This window comes from Niallia yueguangensis (genome assembly GCF_052663115.1).
Window position 1 is genome coordinate 45,785 of sequence record NZ_JBQTCX010000005.1, and the last position, 22,121, is coordinate 67,905.

Below are 22,121 nucleotides of genomic sequence, written 5' to 3' on the forward strand. Positions count from 1 at the left end.
GCTCCTGTGGGGTCTCGTCTTTCTCGCATTCCCACAGGAGTCTACGTGTATTCAGTCTGCTGGATACTTTTCTCTCATTTTTTTACGTAAAAAACAACAAACATTTAGAAAACAGCCTAAATAAAAGAAACCATTGAAAAAACAAAGGATGTTTACGATAGGTTGTAAACATCCTTTTTATAATCTGAATGAAAAAACTATGATAATTGTAGCTCCGTTTGTTTTTTTAATACTTTTAGAATAGCTTGTGTAAATTGAGGTAGATCATCTGGCGTTCTGCTTGTAACAAGCAAGTCATTCCAGATTACTGCAGGTTCATCAAAAACAGTAGCACCAGCATTACGTAAATCTACCTGGATGGATTTATATCCTGTAATGTTTTTGCCTTGCAAAACCTCAGCAGTAATCAACAGTTGTGGTCCGTGGCAAATGGCGAATATTGGTTTGTTTGAATACGAAATTTTCTTAACGAATGACACAAATCTATTATCAGCTCTCAAAATATCTGGTGAGAATCCTCCAGGAATAAAAAGGGCATTAAAATCATCTGGATTTGCTTCATCAATTCCTACATCCGTTTTAATGCTGCCTCCATAAACCCCTTGCAGAGTTATGTTTGCTTCCGTTCCTATTAATACTGTCTCGTATCCAATTTCTTGCATAGCTGCAGCAGGAACCTGCAGTTCTTCTTGATGATACATTTCTCCCACTAGTATTGCTACCTTTTTCATCCATTTTCACCTCGTATTTTTATAGAATAAAATGTTACAAATAAATCTTATACATTTGGAAGTAATTTTAAAAGTACGCACATTAATGTAGGATAGTAACACTTTTTATACGATTAGTTATTCAATACTTTAAAATGGTGTCTGCCTATTAGGCGAATCGTTGGCATGTTGTTTAAACAAACGATTGATTAAATGCAAGGGAAAGCCTGATACATTAATGATTGCATGTGTTGGAAAAGGATGATGATAATTCGCCAAAATGCTATTTTCCCACATGATAAGAAAATTTGCGCAATTCAGTTTTTCTTTTGAAAAAAATTTACGCTAGCAGTATAATGAATGAAGCACAATATTTATTTTCACATCTTCCTATAAAAATTGCTTTCTTAAAGCATTGGTTGGAGTGATACTTATGAAAGATATTAAAAAAGTATTAATACCTGTTGTCGGAACGCTCGGTACAGGTGTTATCATCATTTCAGGTATGTCCCATTTTGCCCAAGCAGATAATCCTTTTTCTGCTTCCCAACCTAATTCTAGCACCGCTTCTAATACCGCTTCTTCCGGAGTATCAATCAATCCGGAAGTAACTACACTAGGCCTTGTTGATATCCACTACCAACTCTATCATCTTAACAGACTTGCCAGCAACCAGATCGCGATATGGATTGAAGACAATAATGGAAACTATATTAAAACTTTGCGAGCATCAAGTTTTACTGCGAACGGCGGCTATAAAAAAAGACCAGAGAGCCACCCGGAATGGCGCGAGGCCGCTAATTTGGAGAATGCATCAGAAGAAGAAATACAGAGGGTCAGTCTTCCAGAGCAGGAGACAGGTATGCATGTCGTTTATTGGGACTGTACGGATGCTTCCGGTCAGCCTGTTCAGCCGGGAACTTATGTGTATAAAATAGAAGGAAATATTCTTTGGGAGAACCGTGTCATTTATAGCGGTGAAATTTCTGTTGGAAGTGAGCAAAACCAGAAGGATGCCACTGCTGAATACATACCGGAAAATGCTAAATCTGAAGGCACGCTTCTTGAAAGTGTAAGTGCCGGATTTGCACCTGGAAAAAGTATTGCATCTGTCGAACAGGAAACCATCACCAATACTAGAGGGTCGTAAAAATGGAAATTTATAAAAGCAAAGCGATGAATACGGATATTCTTACAGCGGGACTCAGTGCTGCCGATGCACAAGAAGTGTTTCAATGGCTCACAACCGTCGAAGAAAAATTTTCGCGCTTTCTACCTGGAAGTGAGCTTTGTCTAGTTAACAGGAATGCAGATAAAGAAACGAAGGTATCGCAGCTTTTCGCCCAGCTTTTCTATGAATCGCTCTATTATTTTAATGAAACAGGCGGCATTTTCACACCTTTTCTGAGAAATGAACTCGAACAATCAGGCTACCGGGAATCCTTTGAAAAAATAAACCGGGATAATGTCGAGCCGCATAATCAACCGTTTCCCTCCACTGATACGAAACATCCAATCGTGTTTGATCTTGATCACCGCACAGTAAAAATCAATCCGGCTAATTTACTTGATTTCGGAGGGATTGCCAAAGGTTGGAGTGTACAGCAAATTGCCGAATCGTTGATAAAAAGAGGACGAGCAAAGGGACTAATTGATGCTGGGGGTGACCTTATGTCATGGCAGTCATCCGGAGAACCTTGGCTGATCGGTGTCTCACATCCTTTTTCGGATAATGAAAACATTGCAAAACTATGGCTGAATGACTGGACTTGTGCTGCGACAAGCAGCATCATAAAACGAAGCTGGAAACTAAATGGCCACAACATGCATCATATTATCGATCCGCGTACCGGTCTTCCTGTACAATCGGATTGTCTGCAGGTGACGGTAATTGGCCGGACACTTCTTCCTTGTGAGATTTATGCCAAGTGCTTTATCATCATTGGCTGCAAAAATGGGCCTGACTGGTTAACCTCACACAGACCGGATCTTGCTTATATTTTTGTTAATAGACAGGGGCGAGTATTTGCATCTGCAAACCTTGATCAATTTTGCCATAAAGCAGAGTTGGTAGAACAAATTACCATACCATTAGATGAAAGGGGTGTTTCATTATAGAGCAAAAACATAAACGGTTAAAATGGGTCATTGGCATCGTTTTGATTCTCATTTATGCTGCTTTTATTGAAGTGATTCGCCGGTCTGGATCACCGCTTGCAGCCGTTCCGACATGGCTGATTACGAGAACGCTTGGAATTACTGCGTATCTCCTGCTTTTTTTCGGCATTTGTCTCGGGATATTTTATGGAATGCCCATCTGGAAGGGGAAACAAAAGCAACGTTCCCATATTATGTCCCTCCATTTTTTCGCTAATACGTGCGGTGTTTTTATAGGGGCACTTCACCCGATGCTGCTTGTTATTGATGCCTATGTAACTTTTTCCTGGACACAGCTGCTTATTCCGTTTACTGCTCCGAAAGAACCGTTTCTTTACGGGCTCGGCACCATTACACTCTACGGACTGCTGTTTGTTAATTACGACCGATCTGAAGAAAAAAATGTCTGTTAAACTTTGGCGCACCTTTCATCTTTCGGCTTATATTCTTTACCTGCTTGCGTTTTCCCATGGAATGATGGGCGGCACAGACACGAAAAATATCTGGATTTTTTCCATGTACATTGTAACCTTTTTCACAGTACTTGCGATGATGGTTATCCAGGTGTCCATGGTCAATAAACTGAAAAAAAGAGCAGTTCGCAGTCGTAGAATCGATACCGGATTATAATTGCCTTTGTGCTCGATCGCTAATTTATAGATCCTCATTAAGTATTCAACTGATAATATCGATCCTTACCCAGAGATATATTCAATAAAAAACGCTTATTTCAAAATAGAGGTTTTTTGTTCATTGCTAATAATAGATTAACTATTTCTTTTTATTAATCTTATTTATAAAGACTTTTGATCTTATTTATTTTGATAAATAGAAATCGAAAAATTATAACAACGATTCAATCAATTTCATAAGCTGTTGTTTTGTCTGGCTTAAATAGTTTCTTTTTTTAGAAGAAATTAATAATCCTATAGGTATTTCGGGATTAAATCCCTTAACCTTAAATGATATATTACTTTGTTTTAAGTTAGTTCCCTTAGGGATGATGCCTATTGCATTCTCAAAAACCATTTGTGGAATAAGATGGAGTGCACTACAATTGTAGACTCTTTTAAAGGATAAATTGTTTTCTGATAAGAAAGCATTCACAGATTGATTATAATAACAACTATTCTCTCCAATCAAAATGGGGTAATCAATAATATCAGATATTTCAACTGACTCCTTTTTCAAAATTGGATGATGAGGATTATTGACGATAAATTCGATTTGTTCTTTGAAAAGGGTAGTAAATTTAACATTAGAACTATTTTTGTTGTTTCCACAAACAGCAAAATCAAGTTTATTTTGATCTAATATTTGTGATAAAAGGGCTGTGTTTCCAACAACAAAATCACAATGTATATAAGGCTTCTCATTGTTTAAAAAGTTTAATATAGACGGAATTAATTTTTCTGCAACAGATTCTGTTAGTCCTATTCTTAATGTTCCTTTCTCCTCATTGCTTATACGCTGCGCTTGAGATATTGAATAATCCCAATGCATTAACAAATTATCTACTTCCTCTGCAAATAAAGTACCTTCATCTGTTAACCTGGCATCCCACCCTCGTTCAAACAAAAGAAAACCAAGTTCATTTTCTAGTTTTTTTATATGTGTAGTTACGGTTGACTGAGCATAGTTTAATTTTTTTGCCGCAAGTGAAAAAGTACCTTCTTCTACAATCATTTTAAAAGTATTTAACTCTTTTATTTCCATTTTTACACCTAATCTCTATCGGTTTTTTTGATAATTATATAATATTTTTTCAATTATACAAATCAAAATCACGGAAGTACAATAAAGTTATAAGAAAGGGAGTGAATAGATGCCGTTTGTTCATGTTTATTATCCAGAAAGGCAATGGAATAAAGAAGGGTTAAAAATAATAAGCAATAGTATTCATCATTCATTAATTGAACATTTTCACATTCCAGAAAACGATTACTTTCACATGTGTTTACCCTACCCATCTAATCAATTTTTTTACGACCCGCATTATCTGTTAGAAGGAGAGAAAAAAAGAACAGATCATTTGATACATGTTTCCATTACATGTGCACCTGGAAGAACAATAATTCAGAAGAGGAACTTGTATCAATCCATCGCGAAAGCTTTTTATCATCATTTAAACATCTCTACAACTGATATTTTTATTACATTAAACGAGACATCTGCTGAAAACTGGTCATTTGGTCAAGGAATAGCACAAATGGTTAATAAGAAGGAGGAAAAAGAATAGTGAATGATCGTATTGAATTAAATATACCAAAGAAAATGAGAGATAATGCTACCGATTTTGTTGATTATAGTGAAAATATATTATTCGAAAAAGTATGGAGAGAGCCTACTTTAACATCAAAAGAAAGAAGTTTAATTACACTTTCTGCTCTAATTAGTATTGGCAATACGGAGCAACTACCATTTCATCTGCAATTGGCTGAAAAGAATGGACTGAACGAAAAGGAAATAATTGCTTTGATCACACATATGGCCTTTTACGTTGGATGGCCTAAAGCGGCTGCAGCGCTAAACATAATACTGAATGAAAAATGAAGGTATAGTATCTGTTAACGTATACATTTCATAATAATAGAGATAAAGTTAATACGTTTATAAAAAAGAGAAGCAGCTTTAAAGAAAGTCGCCATGTTTCACCCTTTTAGGTATGATTATCTAAAAGGGTGTTTTTATGTTCAAAAGAAGAAGATTTGAAGTTGAGAAATAGATTAAAAAAGGGTGAGCACTGGTATTAGAGGGGGCTTTGAAGAATGTTTAAAATCGGCGAATTTTCTAAACTAAGTAAAGTGTCAATCAAAACACTGCGTTATTATGATAAACGAGGTTTGTTAAAACCATCTACAACTGATAAATTTTCTGGTTATCGATATTATTCGGCGGAACAACTGTTGACCATACAACGTATCATCGCTTTAAAAAAACAGGGATTTACACTAGAGGAGATCAAGTTATTATTAGCGGAAGATGCATTGCCTGAGGATGTTAAAAAATCTTTGATCATAAAACAATTGGAGCTTCAACATACAATTGAGGAAGCACAGCGTCAGTTAAAGGAAATTAATTCAGGACTAGAGCGTGTTGGAGATTTGAACAATTTATCTTCGACTTATTCAATCGTTCTACGGGATGTAAAGTCTCAATTTGTTGCTTCGATTCGAGATATTATCCCACGTACACACCTATGTCTGCTATTGGACGAAATCAGACAATATGTACGTCTGCATGGTGAGGACGAAAATCGGCCATTGAGTATTCAATGGCATAATAGTGAACTCGAAGATGATGCGATCGATGTAGAGGTCGCTTTACCCATTACAAAAGAAATTCCAAGTAGTAATCGAGTGAAAATTCACGTCTGGCCTGAGTTAAAAAAAGCTGCCTCACTTGTGCACCATTGTGATCCGTATCATTCTTCTTGTCCAGCCTTATCTGAGTTGGCAGCATGGATATCATCTAATGGATTTCGACCCAGCAATACGGAACCAATCCGAGAAATTTATCTAACAGTGGATAAAGATCTGTATGGGAAACTTCGAATGGCTGAATTGCTTATCCCTGTTGAAAATATTTAAAAAACAAAAAAATCTTTCATCATTCCATTTCGAATGGGATAATGAAAGATTTTTTTGTTATGTATGTTGACTCTCCCCTATGGTTGAAGGTGTAAAGTCAAATCAATCAATCAACAAGGAGTGAAAAAAATGAATCGTTTAGTAGGAAAAATTGCATTAGTGACAGGTGGAAGTCGAGGAATCGGTCGAGGAATTGCATTACGATTGGCGGAAGAAGGAGCGCTGATTGCGGTCCATTATGGTAGTCGCTTTGCCGCAGCGGAGGAAGTTGTTAGTACAATTAAAGCAAATGGGGGTCAAGCATTTGCTATAGGTGCAAGTCTTAACTCGATTGCAAGTGTTGAAGAATTGATTCAATCGCTGGATAAGCAACTCAATCAACGAACTGGCAGCAACCAATTTGATATTTTGATTAACAATGCTGGAATCGGTACTTCAAAAACGTTGGAAGAAACAACAGAGGATTCTTTTGACGAGATATTTGCTGTCAATGTGAAAGCACCGTTTTTTCTTGTTCAGAAATCATTATCCCGTCTACGCGATGAGGGACGGATTATCAATATATCGTCTGGTGTGACGCGGATTGCCTATCCACATATTATGGTTTATAACCTTACAAAAGGAGCAATCAATACGTTCACTCTCCATCTTGCAAAGCTGCTTGGACCAAGAGGGATTACCGTGAATGCAGTTCTTCCTGGCATCGTCGATACAGACGTCAACGCTTCATGGCTCTATACTCCTGAAGGACAAAAACATGCAACGGAAATATCTGCACTAGGACGAGTTGGGGAACCCTCAGATATTGCAGACATTGTTGCGTTTCTTGCATCCTCTGATGGTCGATGGGTTACAGCACAAATGCTCGACGCTACAGGCGGATCTCATTTATAATCTGGAAATTCTGTTTAAGTAAGACGAAAATCCGATTTTTCATTTGTTTTTACGCTAGGCTGTTTTCTCAAAGTTTGTTGTTTTTCACATGAAAAATTGGAGACGAAGTACTCAGCAGACGGAATACACGTAGACTCCTGTGGGAATGCAAGAAAGACGAGACCCACAGGAGCGTATGCGACGAGGAGGCTCGACGCTCGCTAAACGGACGAAGTGTATTCAGGCTGTGAGACTAAAAGCAACAATCTATACGAAAACAGCCTTACGCTATGAGAATCGGTTCTCTTAGGTTTCAATGTTCATATAAAAGATAAATTAATAAAGTTGTTACATTTACAGTGAAATTATTGTTATTTTACTAAATTGCCATATTCGGAAGTAAGAATTGTTGAAAAAGAATAATAGATAAATTCAATTATTTTCAAAATAATACTTGAATTTTAGATAATAGAATGATAGTATCAGTAACAATAAAGTAATTAAACAAAAATAAATAGCGATAACTTCTTATCCAGAGTGGTAGAGGGACAGGCCCTATGAAACCCGGCAACCATCAAGTCAAAATATTGTCTTGAACGGTGCTAATTCCTGCAAAGGTGTTAACCTTTGAAAGATGAGAGGAAAGTATGTAATAATACGAACCTCTCTTTAAACAAAGAGAGGTTTTTTAAATGGATAGAGGCTTATCGCTCAGGAGGAGCGAAATTATATGGAAAGAGCAGTGTTTGGTGCAAGCGAGTTTTTTAGTCAAAAAGCTTTTATTACAGGTTCTCGTGGTATTGAAAATGTTCGAATAGGACATCTAAGCGGGACAAATCTAGATGTAGTAGAAATATGGTTTAATCCCTGGAAAGTATCCTATAATGAATTATTAGAATTATTTTTTGACTTACATGACCCAACAACTAGAAAAGGTCAGCAATTTAAAAATCAATCATTGATTTTCTTCTCTGATAAAAATCAATTAACATTAGCTAAACAAAAGAAATGCGAGCTAAAACATATTTTTAAAGATAAAATTATTACAAAAATTACTCCAGCATGTGAACATATTAATGGCCTAGAAGAGATAAAATTGCTTTCTTAATAAAAGTGTCACATTATTTTGGCCATTTATGATTGTTTCCATTTATGTTTATTAAATAGCATATTAAAATCGATATCTTCCATAAATTCGATAACTTCTCCATTAGGACTGTACACTAAAGCATTTTTTACCACAAGAGGTGGTTCGCCAAGGGAAAGTTGATTCGGTTCAATATATGCCTTTGCTCCATGAGCAAGGGCTTTTTGATACATTTCCTCTGCATTATCCACATAAAATGCGACATGTAATAACGCTCCGTAAGCAATATCTTCTTCCGATAAGGCTTTTTTTCCTTGAGCAGGGATAACCGCTTCGCTGTCAAATATTTCAATGCAGCTTCTTTGGTCAGGTGAAACAAGCATGGCAGCCTCTTTGATCTGAAAGGAAGGTAGACTCCAATGATGACCTACTTTAAATCCTAAGGCTTTAGTATAAAAATCGATAGTTGTTTTGTAATTTTTCGCTTGGATAGCAATATGGGCAAGTCCGTTTACACTCATATAGATTCTCCCCTTATAAATAAGTTGTTTTCATTATAGTAATATTAATCAGCGAAATACATACGAAATATGAGGAGATAATGATAAAATACTTATTAAATATAAGTTTATTTATCATAATTATCTTATTTTTTGGTTGTTTTCTAAAAGTTTGTTGTTTTTGAATAAAACAATAAACATGGTTGAAGCACTGAGCAGACTGAATACACGTAGACTCCTGCGGGAAAAGCGAGAAAGACGAGACCCCACAGGAGCATAGCGACGAGGAGGCTCGGCACTCGTCCGCGGAAAGCGAAGTGGATTCAGGCTGCGGGTTACATAACAACAATCTATACGAAAAAAGCCTATTTTTATAGAACTTGGGAGGATACTGAATATGATTAATCAAATCGATGACATTGATAAAAAGATTATGGAATTACTTCAGCATAATGCGCGAATGCCTATTTCGGAAATAAGTAAACAAATCTCTATGTCTCAACCTTCCGTTAAAGAAAGGATTTTAAAGCTGGAAGATAAAAAGATTATTTCCGAATATAGTACAGTATTTAATTTGCGCGAGCTAAACCGAGGTACGACCTCTTTTATTCTATTAAAGACTGAACATTGTCAAGCATTAGTTGATTTTTGTAAAGAGGCAAGGGAAGTAACCGATTTATTTCGTATAAGTGGAGAATTTAATTATCTCCTAAAGGTACAAACTGCATCGGTAGAGGAGCTTGCAGCTTTTCAAGATTCGCTTGTGCAGCTGGGGCATTCAAAGTCACATATTTGTTTAAAAAATATATTGGAAAACAGGGTTTTACTCTGAAGCTGCCATATCGTTATCAAGTTAAGAAATTGATCGTCCTTCAAAACGAAAAGGTTGGGATTTCGGTTTTTTTATTGACAAAGGAGAAGTAATTTAATTCAAAATCTATGGTAAGATTTAGTTCAAAATAACTATATTTGTGTAGAGGATGGCTCAAAAAGTCGTTTTCAAGGACCTTTTAAGTCAGTCTTTAATGGCGTATTTGTAGCTTCACACAGTTGAAAATTTAGCTATACATGTAAAATTTACACTCTTTTTAAAATAATGTCATTCATAGTCAATATTTAGGTAATATATTGAAAATGTTGTGCAGTTTTAAAAGGACTTTTTTTACTAAAGATACTGCTATAGCAAGATCTTCACAACATAAAGCAACGAGCCATCTCTCGAAGCCAAATTTGCAAATGTATGTGGCAGAGAAACTGTGTTCCAAACAATCAGAAGTATAAGGAGAGTGCTCTAAGTCCAATGAGAATCTTTGAAATCTTATTGCTCAGCCTCAATGTACTGACACTGGTCATACTCCTATGGAAAAGGGGAAAAGCAAAAAAGTTGCTCGTTGCGTTAAGCGGAGTAGCTCTAATTCTCTTAGTTCTGCAGTTTGCCGTTGAGCATTTCCGATGGCAGATAGTGCCTGCTTATGTGCTAACGTTTCTTTTGCTTTTATGGTCTGCCATGCAGTTGCGTAGTCATACATACAGGTTGCGCCATCGTGCCTTAAAGGTTACCGCTGCTATTTTTGGAGCGTTATACGTCGTTATTACGGTTGGACTTCCGGTGTTGCTGCCTGTTTTTGAAACAGCTAAGCCAAGCGGTCCCTACGCGATCGGAACAGCCACTTATCATTGGATAGATGTTAAAAGGGAGGAAAAGCTGACTAAAGATCCTGTAGACAAAAGACAGCTGATGGTGCAAATTTGGTATCCAGCAGAAACGTCCGGAGATGAAAAGATTGCTCCCTACATTCCAGACTTGTCCGGTTTGAAGATGGCTGTTCAACAAAAGTACGGGGTACCTGGTTTCTTCCTAGACTACCTTCGCAACGTAAACACTCACGCCAGCATTAAAGCGAAAATTTCCAATGCTCAGCAGAACTATCCGCTGCTGCTGTTTGCACATGGTTTTCCGGGAACTCGCTATACGAATACGTCGCAAGTGGAGGAGTTGGTCAGTCACGGTTATATCGTCGCATGTATCGACTACACCTATCACTCTATAGAGACTGTGTTTCCTGATGGAAAGCTTGTTTTATTAAGCGACAATCTACCTGAGATGAATGATTGGGATAGTTGGGATCAAATAGTCACCGATACTTGGGTTCCAGATTCAAAATTTGTGCTGGATCAAATAGAACAGCTAAACACCAAAGATCCAAACGGCATTTTGAAGGGGAAAATCAATCTTAAAAGTGTGGGGATGTTTGGGCACTCTTTCGGCGGTGCGGCTGCAGCACAAACGCTGCTAGCGGATCCGCGGTTTAAGGCGGGGATGAATATGGATGGAACGCTGTTCGGAAAAGGGGATTTGAAAGACGGACTTAAACAGCCGTTTTTAATGATGAACGTGAAAACACCAGAAGTTAACAGCGCCGATGAACCGAACGAAGAGGAGTTGCTAAGGATAGGGATGACCCGTGAGGATTATGACTTTATAGCTAAAGAAATTCCGATGCGCAAAAACAATCTACTCAAAAACGATGGTTACAGTGTGATGATAGACAAGATAGATCATCTGAGTTTTACAGATTTGTATTTACTGTCGCCATTTTTTTCATGGAATCATCAAATGCCTCCGCGTCAGGCACATAGTATCATCAATGACTACACACTAGCTTTTTTCGACAAACATTTAAAAGGAAAAACAGACACCCTATTTGACAGACCGTCCTCCCCCTATCCTGAAGTGAAGGTAATTTTCCAGGAATAAAAGAAATAAACCGCCCTTGAGCTAGAAATCAGTCGGTTTAATTTACAAATGCGTGGTCGTTTTTTTGAACCTGACCAATCCACTTGATACTAAACCACTTCAGCATTAGGGGTCAACTAATTGATTAGCGAAATTATGATAGTTTTCTATGTTGTTAGAGATCCTTGACTTGACAGATTATTTAATAAATAGTATCATTTTATAAAATAAATGTTCAAACAACTTCTATAAAAATATAGCTCACTTTAGCATACAGTTAAAAATTTAATTTTGACTTTATGAAAAAGTAAATCTATTAAAGTAGAGGTTAAAAAACAAGGTGAACGGAAAATATAACTTCCTTACTATCAATGAAGGAAGTGTTGTATAAAAGGTAGACTATTTAAAAAACCGCATTTGGGCTAGTTAATAGTAAACCGACAATTTTCAGAGTTTAATGGATTTATTATGCCATTAAAATGATGAAATTGTCGGTTTTTTTGTTTTAAAGATAAAAAAGCATAGTATTTTCAACACTTAGGTTAGAACTGGATTTTGGAGTCTTGTGTTTTTCTTAAATGTTATTCAATAGAAAGGAAAGTTACAAAATGAAGCAAATTGCTAAGATAGATGTTTTCGAAATTTTGGTTGCTTCTATCTATTCATTCAAAAGGGGGGAGCTGGATGTTAGTTTACTTGGATTTTATTTCACTGCCAATCGTATTTTTTATATTGCTTGCGATTTCTGTGCTTAGTGCATTATTTTTGTTATACCCAAGGGTTCCCTTGAATTTTGTTCGCATTCATGTGGGCATCATTTCATTACCCCCAATCGCCGCTCTGTTGGCCCTTATTTCTAACAAAAAGAGTTTGATTATTGGCCCTTGGCATCTTGATTCCTTATCATGGCTGCTGGCATTGTTTGTCCTTACAATGGGCTTCATTGTGCAGCGCTACTCTGTTCGCTATTTACTCGGCGACCGTTCTTATCGAAAATATTTTACGCTGCTGACTCTTACTACTGTTTTTGATGCAGTTGCTTGGCTTAGTGATGATCTTCGTTGGTTATTGATTTCCTGGGGAGCTACACTTCTGGGGCTGACATTGCTCCTTAGATTAAAAAAGGAGTGGCAAGTGGCGAGAAATGCAGCTGCGCTATCTGGTCGTTTGTTCGCACTTAGTTGGCTTATTTTGTTGTTTGCAATTATCTGGCTTACACAGAGTGCGGGACACTGGCAGTTGTCGCTCATACTTACTGAAAACAATCTTGCGCAACTAGCTTCATGGGAGAGAACTTGTATAAATGTATTGCTGATTATTGCTGTAATAATTCCAGCCGCACAATGGCCTTTTCACCGCTGGCTGTTAGATTCGGTAGTTGCTCCAACACCAGTTTCTGCAGTTATGCATGCAGGTATAGTGAATGCCGGTGGAATTATATTGACTTGTTTTGCACCTCTTTTTAGCGGCGATGCAGCCCAGATTATTCTGCTCGTTCTGTCTAGTATTTCCGTCTTGATTGGAACCGGTATTATGTTGGTTCAAACTGATTATAAACGACAGCTGGTAGGCTCTACGATTGCGCAGATGGGGTTTATGCTGATTCAATGCGCATTAGGTGCTTATATAGCAGCCATTACTCACGCTGTGCTGCATGGTCTATTTAAATCAACCCTTTTTTTACAGGCTGGTTCTGTGGTAAGTAACAATGTATCAAAATCTAAGGAGGCGCCCCAATCATCAACATTTTTATGGGTCATCTCTGGAGGCATTTTAGGTACGCTAGTGGGGGTTGGCTATTGGCTAACTTCACATGGAGAAGTGTATCAATTAATAAGTGCTCTAACCTTAGGCTGGTCTATATCAATTGCCTGGACGCAACTTATGGCTTTTGGGTACGGTGCTATTAGCCGCATTACAGGATTTTCGCTGTTTGCCGGTGCTGCGATCGTGTTTAGCATCATTCATACCGCCTTTGATAGGCTGTTGCATGAATCAGTTTATCAAGGTATAGAGCCGCCTGCATCAGCAGCTATTTTACTTCTATTTATTTTGCTTGCCGGAAATGTTTTTGCTGCATGGTTAGTACGTAATCGTTCATCGGCTTTCTTTGCTGTTATCTATCTTTGGCTTATACAATTGGGTGAACCTAAAAATGATTTGGTCGAAAGTCATCCGAAATATTTGGCACAATTACTGTCGAGGAGGTAATGTACGATGAATACAACATTAAATCGGGAAAAAGAACTTGATTGTTTTGATCTTAATATGAACGATTTAGTGAAAGCAGCAAGCAAAGTTATTGCACCGCTTGGTCCTATTAACACATTTGCAGCACGTAACCCCTGGACGGGTTTGGAAGATCAGTCATTTGAACAAGTTGCATGCAAGATGAAAGATACTTGTGATGTAGATATATATCCCAATGATTCGTTGTTGCAGTCTGCACGAAATCGTGGCGAGATTAATCAAGATTTTCTAGAAAGCAGGCTAAAACACTGGCTTGATTTACAGTCTTTAGAACTGCCACAGAACGTTGCCGAGCAGTTCTGCTGGTCTGCTCTTACACAGGATAAGCCGCCTTCCAATCTATTAGAAGATCCTGAATTAAAGAGCTTGGCAAAAAATCTAACTAGCTATAAATTCGAGATAACTGAAGAGCATTCGGTGCAAACCTATAGTCAGCGCTTAGAACAGCTAGGCGGTGAGAAGGTGGCTCATGATCTCAACCGTCATTTAATTAAATGGTGTAAATTGTTTTTGGATGAGTCTCAAGCTGTTTGGTCCATGCCAAATCGTGAAGAAGGTTTCTATCATGCGTGGCGGAGACTGGTTCTTTATGATCCAGCACTAAGCAATACGATACGTCAGCAGTTCAATAAATGGCCAAAAGATGCTGGCAGTGCTTTAAAGGAGGCATTGCTGCTGCTTAAAATCCCATATTCAGAGATCCAAGGTTATCTTGAAGCGCATTTACTTTCCTTGCCAGGTTGGGCAGGAATGCTGCTGTGGCGTTCGGAGCATCGAGCTCAAGAACATTCATTGTTAACTGAATATTTGGCTGTTCGAGTTTCCATGGAGTTGGCCTTAATCAAACCTCATCTTCCCTTGGATGAAAAAAAAGAGGGGGATAAAGCGCTATTAGAATCGTTGATTGCATCTTGGGTCTACTTTGGTGACCTGTCAATCAATGAATGGATACAGTTATCTTCCGCGGAGCAAACAGCACGTTTGAAGCTTGCTTATCATTTTGATAAAATTGTCCACAATCAGCTTTGGTTGGAAGCTTGGGAAAAAACATACGAAGATCAATTGATGAACATGATCACATTGAAACAGGCTGCGGCAGCGGAAAATGATACTGTATTGGCACAATTTGCATTTTGTATTGATGTGCGTTCAGAGCATTTTCGCCGCAAACTTGAAAAATCAGGTCCTTTTGAAACTTTTGGAACAGCTGGCTTTTTTGGATTGCCAATTGAAACAAGTAAGCTTGGCAGCAAGCATAGCCATAACTCCTTGCCTGTTATACTAAAGCCGCAATTCAAAGTAAAAGAATCTTCACCTGAACATGAATTAAAACAATATAAAGAGCGTAAGCATACAGCCTATTCACTCAGCTCAACTTTTAAGAACATGAAAAATAACCTGCTTGCTAGTCTGGTGCTTCCGGAAGTAAGCGGCCCTTGGCTTAGCTTGCATACGTTGGCTCGCAGCTTTGTTCCACGAACTGCCGGTTATGCTTTCCGTAAAATTCGAAAAACGTGGCTGCGCAAACCTTCTACTGAACTTTCGCTTGACCATGAACACATCATAGATGCGGAGTTGCCGGTTGGGTTTTCTGAAGAACAAAAAGTGCAGTATGTACGGCAAGCGCTAAAAATGATGGGGCTCACCGATCATTTCGCTCCTTTAGTGGTTATTTGTGGTCATGGAAGTCACAGCACGAACAATCCATATGCTTCTGCACTGGACTGCGGTGCATGCGGAGGAGCATCAAGTAGATTCAATGCACGTGTACTCGCTACCTTGTGTAATTTGCAGGCAGTGAGGGAAACCCTTGCAGAAGAAGGGATTTCAATTCCGAAAGATACAGTTTTCGCGGCTGCTGAGCATATCACATCACTTGATGAACTACATTGGATTTATGTTCCTGAACTTTCAGATGCAGCGGTGGAAGCATTTGAACGTATCCAAGATGCATTGCCAAAAGTTAGTGATGAAGCAAATGCCGAGCGACTATCAAAACTGCCAAATATCTACTCTTATCACAAAAATCCAAAGGCTGAGGCGCAGCGCTTTGCAGAAGATTGGAGTGAGGTGCGTCCTGAATGGGGACTGGCGCGCAACGCCGCGTTTATCATTGGGGATCGGGAGCTTACGAAAGAGTGCAATTTGAATGGGAGAGCTTTTCTCCAAAACTATAATTGGAAAAAAGATAAGAACGGTGATTTACTTGCAAACATTATTGCTGGTCCGGCAACGGTTGCCCAATGGATTAACCTGCAATATTACGCATCTACTGTTGCCCCTCATTATTATGGCAGTGGAAATAAAACGACCCAAACAGTGACATCTGGTATTGGCGTAATGCAAGGGAATGCCAGTGACTTATTAACTGGACTTCCTTGGCAGTCCGTGATGCAATCGGATCAAGAGGCTTATCATGCTCCCCTGCGCTTGTTGGTGGTAATCCAAGCACCGAAGGAGTATGTGGAACGGCTCTTTGATCATAATCCTACTTTTTATCAAAAAATTCAAAATGGCTGGATTCGACTTGCGTCCTTTGATCCAGAAGGAAACTGGGAAAGTTGGTCTTAATTACTTTCCCAGTTTGATATAAAAGCCTAGTGAGAACCCAGTGATATAAAACGAAACAAATATTCATATATGTAACTTTTAATAAAGAAAGGGGGAAGGAAAGGGACTTATTATGGATAAATCAAAAGGAACTATTGAAGCTGATATAAGTAAAGCATTAACTTATTGGGAGAAAAATTATCTTGGACGTGGCTCTATATCTGTTAAATCAGATATTTTACGAGATATGATTATTGTTACATTACGTGGTATATTAACCCCTGCTGAATATTCACTATGTAAAGATAAAGAAGGATTACTTTCCGTAAAAAAGAATCGAAATAGTTTGGTGGAATCAGGTCTAGAAGAATTAAAGGAAATTATATTAACGTTAACAGGTCAAGAAGTAGTGAGTTTTTTTACCGATCTTAGTACACAAACTGGAGAACGAATTATGATCTTTAAGCTTTCGGGTGACTTACAAGACCAATTGTCATAAATCGTTAGATACGTTTAAAACAATGATTATTTTACTATATCATTCAAGTTTTGCTGCTTAATCATTTTAAATTATCGACTGAAGCGAAATTCAAATTATTAATGGGGTGACTTTGATGCATATTGATAAAAAGAAAAAAGTTCTATATTTGATTGGAATAGAGCACAATTTGGACCATCTAATGAAGCTGGAGACCAATATTAATCCAGAAAATATCATTATCTTACAAAGTTATAATCCAGTAATTTCCCAATCTTTTGGCGATATAATGAGAGATATTATTGTTGCTGTTTATCAAGAAAAAGTTGAGAAAATATTTGTGGTTGCTGCAAAAGATGATCAGAGGAATACAGAGGATATATTTAACATAATATCCGAAAACAAAGGATTGCAGGAAAAAATACAAACATTAGATTATCTTTCTAAATATTGCACGCCAGAATTTCCTGAAGGTAGTATAATGGAATGGTTAGAGGGTAGCAAAACTGTAACTGATGGTGTACAAAATAGTGTTAATATCATTCGTCGTCATCCGTTGATGCCTTCTCATGTAAAGGTTCAAGGATTAATTATCAACAAAGAAAACGATATACTATCAGAAATTGACACTTTTTGAGAAATCCTTGCTTTAGATCTGAAAGGGGTAGTTCCACATACAGTTCAAATCTAACAAAACAAATTTCCTCCAACATGAAAAAACATTTTTCTTTTAGTTGAGTACTCGAAAGGATGATGTTTTTTTGAGAACCCCTAGCCTTCAGAAGAATTGCAGCGATCTCTATATTCCATAGACCTACAAGACTCGCCAACCAAGATGATGATAAAAAAGTTGAGAAGCTTTACCCCTTTGGATGAAATTAACTAAAGGGCTGTTTTTATGTCCGAAAGATTAGGAACACCTGAAGTTGAAGTTTATGGTAAAATATTTATCAATAGACTGCAGGGGAATACCCTACATTTTTTTCCGAAAGAAAAACTACTTATAGGTGGGGATTTTGATGAATAGTATTTTTGACAGGGTAATTGATAGGAAGGATACAGCGTCATATAAATGGGGGTATAATAAATTTGTTTTTGGAACAGATGATGTTCTCCCGATGTGGGTCGCAGATATGGATTTTCAGCCGCCAGCAGAAGTAGCTGCAGAAATACAAAAACGACTTGAACATGGGATTTACGGTTATACATACGTACCGAATTCTGCTGCTGATGCGATGATTAATTGGTTTATGAATAGACATAATTGGCAAATTGATCAATCGTGGATTGTTTATCATTCAGGAGTTGTTCCTGCGATTAGTACGGCAATCCAAGCTTTTACAGATCCTGGTGAATATGTTTTGCTGCAATCTCCGGTTTATGCGCCATTTTTTGAAATGATTGAAAAGAACGAACGAGTTGTGCTTAACTCTCCATTGAAGCTTGTGAATAATCGGTATGAAATGGATTTTGAAGATTTGGAAAAGAAATTGCAAATGGGTGTAAAACTTTTTGTGTTGTGCAGCCCGCATAATCCAGGAGGAAGGGTTTGGACAAAAGAGGAGTTGCAAAGGGTAGGAGATTTATGCTTGCACTACAATTGCTTGATCCTATCTGATGAAATTCATGCGGATCACGTGTACGAGCCAAATGTACATTATCCTCTTGCAGCGTTAGATAAAAAATATGACGAGATTTTGTTAACATGCATCGCTCCAAGCAAAACATTTAATATTGCCGGACTTCAAGCTTCTGCTTGCATTATTCCAAATGAAGAATTAAAAAGCAGATATGAAAATTTTCAGCGAAGAACAGGGTATCATACCCTTAATACCTTTGGAATCATTGCAATGGAAGCAGCCTATCGATATGGAGAGAACTGGCTGGAAGAGTTATTAGGCTACTTGAAGCAGAATGTTGCAATTGCGAAAGAATTTATCGAAGAAAATATTCCGTCTATACGATTGATGGAGCCGGAAGGAACATATCTTCTTTGGATGGATTGCCGTAACTTGAATATGAGCGATGAAGAATTAAATAAAGCTTTAATTGAAAAAGGAAAGCTTGGATTAGAACCAGGAGCCAAATATGGATCAGGAGGAGAAGGGTTTGTTCGTATGAACATCGGCTGTTCTCAAGAAGTTTTACTAGAGGGGTTAGAGCGATTAAAACGGGCTTTAACCTAAGAAAAAGGGATTTCATTAAATAATCCTTATTCAGAATAATGGAGGAATCAGGATCAATGAATCCTAGAGGCTTCCTTATAGAACGGTACATGTTATTGAAGTTTAAGAGAGTGTCCCATTTTTTCGACACTTTCTTAAACTTTAACATATTCTATAATGGCTTCGGGGAAAGACTCAATTGTGGTGGTTCATTACTTTTAACTATTTGACATGTACCTAAAACCTCATCTCCCCATTTTAAGGAAAATTTATCTCCATCAATGGCTTCTCCGACACCACTTGGCGTACCAGTGAAAATGATATCTCCTTTACCAATCCCAAAATTCGACGCACAAAAATCAATGATGGTCTGGAAATTAAAAATGACATCGCTAATATTTCCTACTTGGACAACTTCCCCATTAATTTCAAGTGAAAAGTTTTTTTCTTTAGCTGCTTCAACGCCTGGGAAAGGGATGAAATCGGTGAGAACAGCAGATTGAGGGAACCCTTTAGCTGCAAGCCATGGATGTCTTTTTTCTTTTAATGTAGTTTGCACATCTCTTAATGTAAAATCAATGCCTAATGCCATTTTGTCGATAAGATCGTCTGCTTTTGCTCCTTTATAATAATCTTTCCCAATATGTATAACTAGTTCAGTCTCAAAATGGATGATTCCTCGATAGGCTGGCAAATTAATCGCATTTCCATTTGCATAAGCGATGGCATGCGTTGGTTTTGAAAAGACCATTGGTGATGTGGGAATTTCATTCTTTAATTCTAGTGCATGAAGAGCATAGTTTCGACCAATACAATAAATATTTTTGATAGTTTCCATTTTAGCTACCTCCTAATTAGTAAAACATGTTGTTTATGAAATAAAACTGAATTACGCATCAAATAATTGAATATTTATAAAGTGCTAGTTGTGATTGTACCTTATCTTTATTTAATATAGAAATCAACAATATTGCCATATTTGTCCGATTCAATATGGCAGCAGCCTTGTAGTGAATTTTTAAGCATTTCCCTTCCGCGTTGTACTCTTGATTTGGCACCGGAATAAGAAATGCCGAGATGCTGGCTTAATTGTTTTTGGGACATGCCTTTAAACTCCGAAAGTTCGAGAGCTTCTCTATATTTTTCAGGTAATTGCTGAATCACGTCTTTAAAGCAAGAAATGACTTCTTTGGAATAGTCCTCTTCTTCATTTTCATCGATGATCTTAAGATGGTCCGTAAATTCCTCGGATTTTTTCCCTCTGCGGTAGTAATCCGCGATACTATTTCTAGCAATTTGATAAATCCAAGGCTGCATTTTTTTCTCATCCCTTAAATCGGAAAGATGACCATTTATCTTCATGAACACATTCTGTACAATATCTTCCACATCATCATGATTATCCGTTCTTTTTGCCACAAAACGCTTTATTGGCTCTTGATATTCGCTCCAAACTAACTGAATATCCATTGGAAGCTCACTCCTTTGAAAAGTTTTTTAACAAACTTTGCGTCTATTTAATTTTAATGGCGTCTTTTATAGTGTAATGAATAATTTTAATAATTAAATTTTACAAAAAGGGGGAGCATGGATGCAATTTTAACGCTTTCCAAAGTGTTTCTGGATTGTTGCTGAATTTAAAAAATAATAATACGAGGGAGAGAAGAGTATGAAATACAATCTGCTTGGCAATACAGGAGTACTTATTTCGGAAATCGCTCTTGGCGCAATGACATTTGGCGGCGGAAAAACTTGGGGTATATTTGGTTCACTTGATGAAAAAGAAGCAGGCCGACTCGTCGATCAGGCGCTGGATGCCGGTGTTAATCTCTTCGATACAGCTGATATATATGCTGATGGACGGTCAGAGGAGATTCTCGGAAAAGTTTTGAAGTCCAAACGTCATCAGGCGATCATTGCTACGAAGGTGAGAGGACGTACTGGTACCGGACCAAACGAGATCGGTTTATCACGGCTGCATATCATCGAACAAGTGGAAGCAAGTCTTAAGCGACTTGGTACTGACTATATTGACCTTTATCAAATTCATAATCCCGATCAAATAACAGACTGGGAAGAAACCTTGCGTGCTTTAGATGACCTTGTTCGCAGCGGGAAAATACGTTACATTGGCTGCTCCAATATGAGGGGATGGGAAATGATGAAAGTAAGAGGGGTTTCCCAATTAAATGGCCTTCATGCTTTTAAAAGCAGTCAATCCTATTATTCATTGGCAGGACGAGAGATTGAACGGGAAGTTATTCCAGTTGTAAAGGATCAAAATATGGGGCTGCTCATATGGAGTCCATTAGCTGGAGGGTTTCTGTCAGGCAAATATACTCGCGATAATCAAGGAAGTGCTGATGACCGGCATACCAAGTTTGTCTTTCCACCGGTGGATAAAGAAAAAAGTTATGCAATCATCGATGTGTTGCAAGAAATTGCAGGAGTGCGTGAAACATCGGTTGCCACTATTGCTTTAGCTTGGGTGCTTAACCAGAAAGCGGTCACCAGTGTGATAGTTGGGGCCAAACGTCCAGATCAACTACAGATGAATCTTGAGGCGAGCGGCATCACTTTAAATGAAGACGAGTTAAACAGACTTGATGAAGTCAGCCGACTGCCAGAAGAGTATCCAGGATGGTCTTTTATGGAAAATGATGAGAATATAGTAAGAAAACATCCAGAGAGATAGTAGGCTGATCAGATTTGTTAGGATTACTTTAAAAAGAAGTCCATTTTGATCAATCTTTTTCAAAATAGATTCATTTCTATTAAAGGGGCAAATAATAGAGTATATAAGAGCAGCAAATATCAGGCGCAATTCTAAATTAATGAATTGAGCTTTTGCATATGTTGGTTTGGAGAAGCGTTCGCTCGACTCCTGCGGGATTAGCGATAAAGGCGAGACCCCCGCAGGAGCGTCGTTACGAGGAGGCTTGGCGCTCGCCCCGCGGAAAGCGAGCGATAAGCTTCGGAAAACCCCTCTTACTTTCAGGGTAGCCATAATTTTAAAAAAGAAAC

Annotated in this window: 22 protein-coding genes and 1 riboswitch; of the genes, 16 read left to right on the forward strand and 6 right to left on the reverse strand. The window is 37.9% G+C overall.

Annotated features, from left to right (window positions below):
• Positions 1 to 197: 197 nt before the first annotated feature.
• Positions 198 to 731 carry a type 1 glutamine amidotransferase domain-containing protein gene (locus ACTYA4_RS06430; protein WP_443480476.1) on the reverse strand — a complete coding sequence of 178 codons (534 nt, stop codon included), beginning with the start codon at positions 729 to 731 and terminating at the stop codon, positions 198 to 200.
• 129 nt (positions 732 to 860) lie between these two features.
• Positions 861 to 989, reverse strand: coding sequence for a hypothetical protein (locus ACTYA4_RS06435; RefSeq protein WP_443480477.1), 129 nt, complete (start codon positions 987 to 989; stop codon positions 861 to 863).
• Between the two features lie 154 nt (positions 990 to 1,143).
• Here ACTYA4_RS06435 and ACTYA4_RS06440 point away from each other — a divergent pair, with 154 nt between their 5' ends.
• From ACTYA4_RS06440 to ACTYA4_RS06450, 3 genes are read left to right on the forward strand one after another with little or no spacing between them, the layout of a single operon-like run.
• Complete coding sequence (locus ACTYA4_RS06440; RefSeq protein ID WP_443480478.1) at positions 1,144 to 1,860, forward strand: DUF2271 domain-containing protein; 717 nt, start codon at positions 1,144 to 1,146, stop codon at positions 1,858 to 1,860.
• A 2-nt stretch (positions 1,861 to 1,862) separates the two neighbouring features.
• Complete coding sequence (locus ACTYA4_RS06445) at positions 1,863 to 2,828, forward strand: FAD:protein FMN transferase (protein ID WP_443480479.1); 966 nt, start codon at positions 1,863 to 1,865, stop codon at positions 2,826 to 2,828.
• 41 nt (positions 2,829 to 2,869) lie between these two features.
• Positions 2,870 to 3,280 (forward strand): hypothetical protein, encoded by a 411-nt coding sequence (locus tag ACTYA4_RS06450; protein ID WP_443480480.1) that lies wholly within the window; start codon positions 2,870 to 2,872, stop codon positions 3,278 to 3,280.
• 430 nt (positions 3,281 to 3,710) lie between these two features.
• Here ACTYA4_RS06450 and ACTYA4_RS06455 read toward each other — a convergent pair whose 3' ends face one another.
• Positions 3,711 to 4,583, reverse strand: a complete 873-nt coding sequence (locus ACTYA4_RS06455; protein WP_443480481.1) for a LysR family transcriptional regulator — start codon at positions 4,581 to 4,583, stop codon at positions 3,711 to 3,713.
• A 109-nt stretch (positions 4,584 to 4,692) separates the two neighbouring features.
• On the opposite strand from ACTYA4_RS06455, the gene ACTYA4_RS06460 reads away from it, so the two are divergent.
• From ACTYA4_RS06460 to ACTYA4_RS06480, 5 genes are all read left to right on the forward strand, one after another.
• Positions 4,693 to 5,106, forward strand: coding sequence for a tautomerase family protein (locus ACTYA4_RS06460; protein WP_443480482.1), 414 nt, complete (start codon positions 4,693 to 4,695; stop codon positions 5,104 to 5,106).
• On the forward strand, positions 5,106 to 5,420 hold the full coding sequence (locus tag ACTYA4_RS06465; RefSeq protein WP_443480483.1) for a carboxymuconolactone decarboxylase family protein: 315 nt from the start codon (positions 5,106 to 5,108) through the stop codon (positions 5,418 to 5,420). Before ACTYA4_RS06460 ends, ACTYA4_RS06465 begins: the two co-directional genes overlap by 1 nt.
• A 215-nt stretch (positions 5,421 to 5,635) precedes the next feature.
• A complete protein-coding gene (locus tag ACTYA4_RS06470) occupies positions 5,636 to 6,457 on the forward strand; it encodes a MerR family transcriptional regulator (protein WP_443480484.1) in 822 nt (273 codons plus the stop codon).
• A 129-nt stretch (positions 6,458 to 6,586) separates the two neighbouring features.
• Entirely contained in the window at positions 6,587 to 7,351 is a 765-nt protein-coding gene (locus tag ACTYA4_RS06475; protein WP_443480485.1) for an SDR family oxidoreductase, read from the forward strand.
• A gap of 504 nt (positions 7,352 to 7,855) precedes the next feature.
• A riboswitch (SAM riboswitch) is annotated at positions 7,856 to 7,971 on the forward strand.
• A gap of 89 nt (positions 7,972 to 8,060) precedes the next feature.
• A complete protein-coding gene (locus ACTYA4_RS06480; RefSeq protein ID WP_443480486.1) occupies positions 8,061 to 8,438 on the forward strand; it encodes a peptide-methionine (S)-S-oxide reductase in 378 nt (125 codons plus the stop codon).
• A 26-nt stretch (positions 8,439 to 8,464) separates the two neighbouring features.
• On the opposite strand, the gene ACTYA4_RS06485 is transcribed toward ACTYA4_RS06480, so the two are convergent.
• Positions 8,465 to 8,938, reverse strand: a complete 474-nt coding sequence (locus ACTYA4_RS06485; protein ID WP_443480487.1) for a VOC family protein — start codon at positions 8,936 to 8,938, stop codon at positions 8,465 to 8,467.
• Between the two features lie 376 nt (positions 8,939 to 9,314).
• Between ACTYA4_RS06485 and ACTYA4_RS06490 the strand changes: the two genes are divergently transcribed.
• The 7 genes from ACTYA4_RS06490 (at position 9,315) to ACTYA4_RS06520 (ending at position 19,118) form a co-directional block, all read left to right on the forward strand.
• Entirely contained in the window at positions 9,315 to 9,749 is a 435-nt protein-coding gene (locus tag ACTYA4_RS06490) for an Lrp/AsnC family transcriptional regulator (RefSeq protein WP_443480488.1), read from the forward strand.
• Between the two features lie 468 nt (positions 9,750 to 10,217).
• Entirely contained in the window at positions 10,218 to 11,675 is a 1,458-nt protein-coding gene (locus ACTYA4_RS06495) for an alpha/beta hydrolase (RefSeq protein ID WP_443480489.1), read from the forward strand.
• Positions 11,676 to 12,338: 663 nt separating this feature from the next.
• A complete protein-coding gene (locus ACTYA4_RS06500; RefSeq protein ID WP_443480490.1) occupies positions 12,339 to 13,865 on the forward strand; it encodes an NADH dehydrogenase subunit 5 in 1,527 nt (508 codons plus the stop codon).
• Between the two features lie 6 nt (positions 13,866 to 13,871).
• Positions 13,872 to 16,475, forward strand: coding sequence for a DUF2309 domain-containing protein (locus ACTYA4_RS06505; protein ID WP_443480491.1), 2,604 nt, complete (start codon positions 13,872 to 13,874; stop codon positions 16,473 to 16,475).
• Positions 16,476 to 16,587: 112 nt separating this feature from the next.
• Entirely contained in the window at positions 16,588 to 16,953 is a 366-nt protein-coding gene (locus ACTYA4_RS06510; RefSeq protein WP_443480492.1) for a Na-translocating system protein MpsC family protein, read from the forward strand.
• Positions 16,954 to 17,068: 115 nt separating this feature from the next.
• Entirely contained in the window at positions 17,069 to 17,569 is a 501-nt protein-coding gene (locus ACTYA4_RS06515; protein ID WP_443480493.1) for a carbonic anhydrase, read from the forward strand.
• A 382-nt stretch (positions 17,570 to 17,951) separates the two neighbouring features.
• Positions 17,952 to 19,118 (forward strand): MalY/PatB family protein, encoded by a 1,167-nt coding sequence (locus tag ACTYA4_RS06520; protein ID WP_443480494.1) that lies wholly within the window; start codon positions 17,952 to 17,954, stop codon positions 19,116 to 19,118.
• Between the two features lie 151 nt (positions 19,119 to 19,269).
• Here the strand turns inward: ACTYA4_RS06520 and ACTYA4_RS06525 are convergent, their stop codons facing one another.
• On the reverse strand, positions 19,270 to 19,935 hold the full coding sequence (locus tag ACTYA4_RS06525; RefSeq protein WP_443480495.1) for a fumarylacetoacetate hydrolase family protein: 666 nt from the start codon (positions 19,933 to 19,935) through the stop codon (positions 19,270 to 19,272).
• Positions 19,936 to 20,042: 107 nt separating this feature from the next.
• The gene (gene sigZ, locus ACTYA4_RS06530) at positions 20,043 to 20,567 is read right to left on the reverse strand and encodes an RNA polymerase sigma factor SigZ (protein ID WP_443480496.1); all 525 of its coding nucleotides are present in this window, start codon (positions 20,565 to 20,567) and stop codon (positions 20,043 to 20,045) included.
• A gap of 199 nt (positions 20,568 to 20,766) precedes the next feature.
• On the opposite strand from sigZ, the gene ACTYA4_RS06535 reads away from it, so the two are divergent.
• Complete coding sequence (locus tag ACTYA4_RS06535; RefSeq protein WP_443480497.1) at positions 20,767 to 21,792, forward strand: aldo/keto reductase; 1,026 nt, start codon at positions 20,767 to 20,769, stop codon at positions 21,790 to 21,792.
• Positions 21,793 to 22,121: the final 329 nt, after the last annotated feature.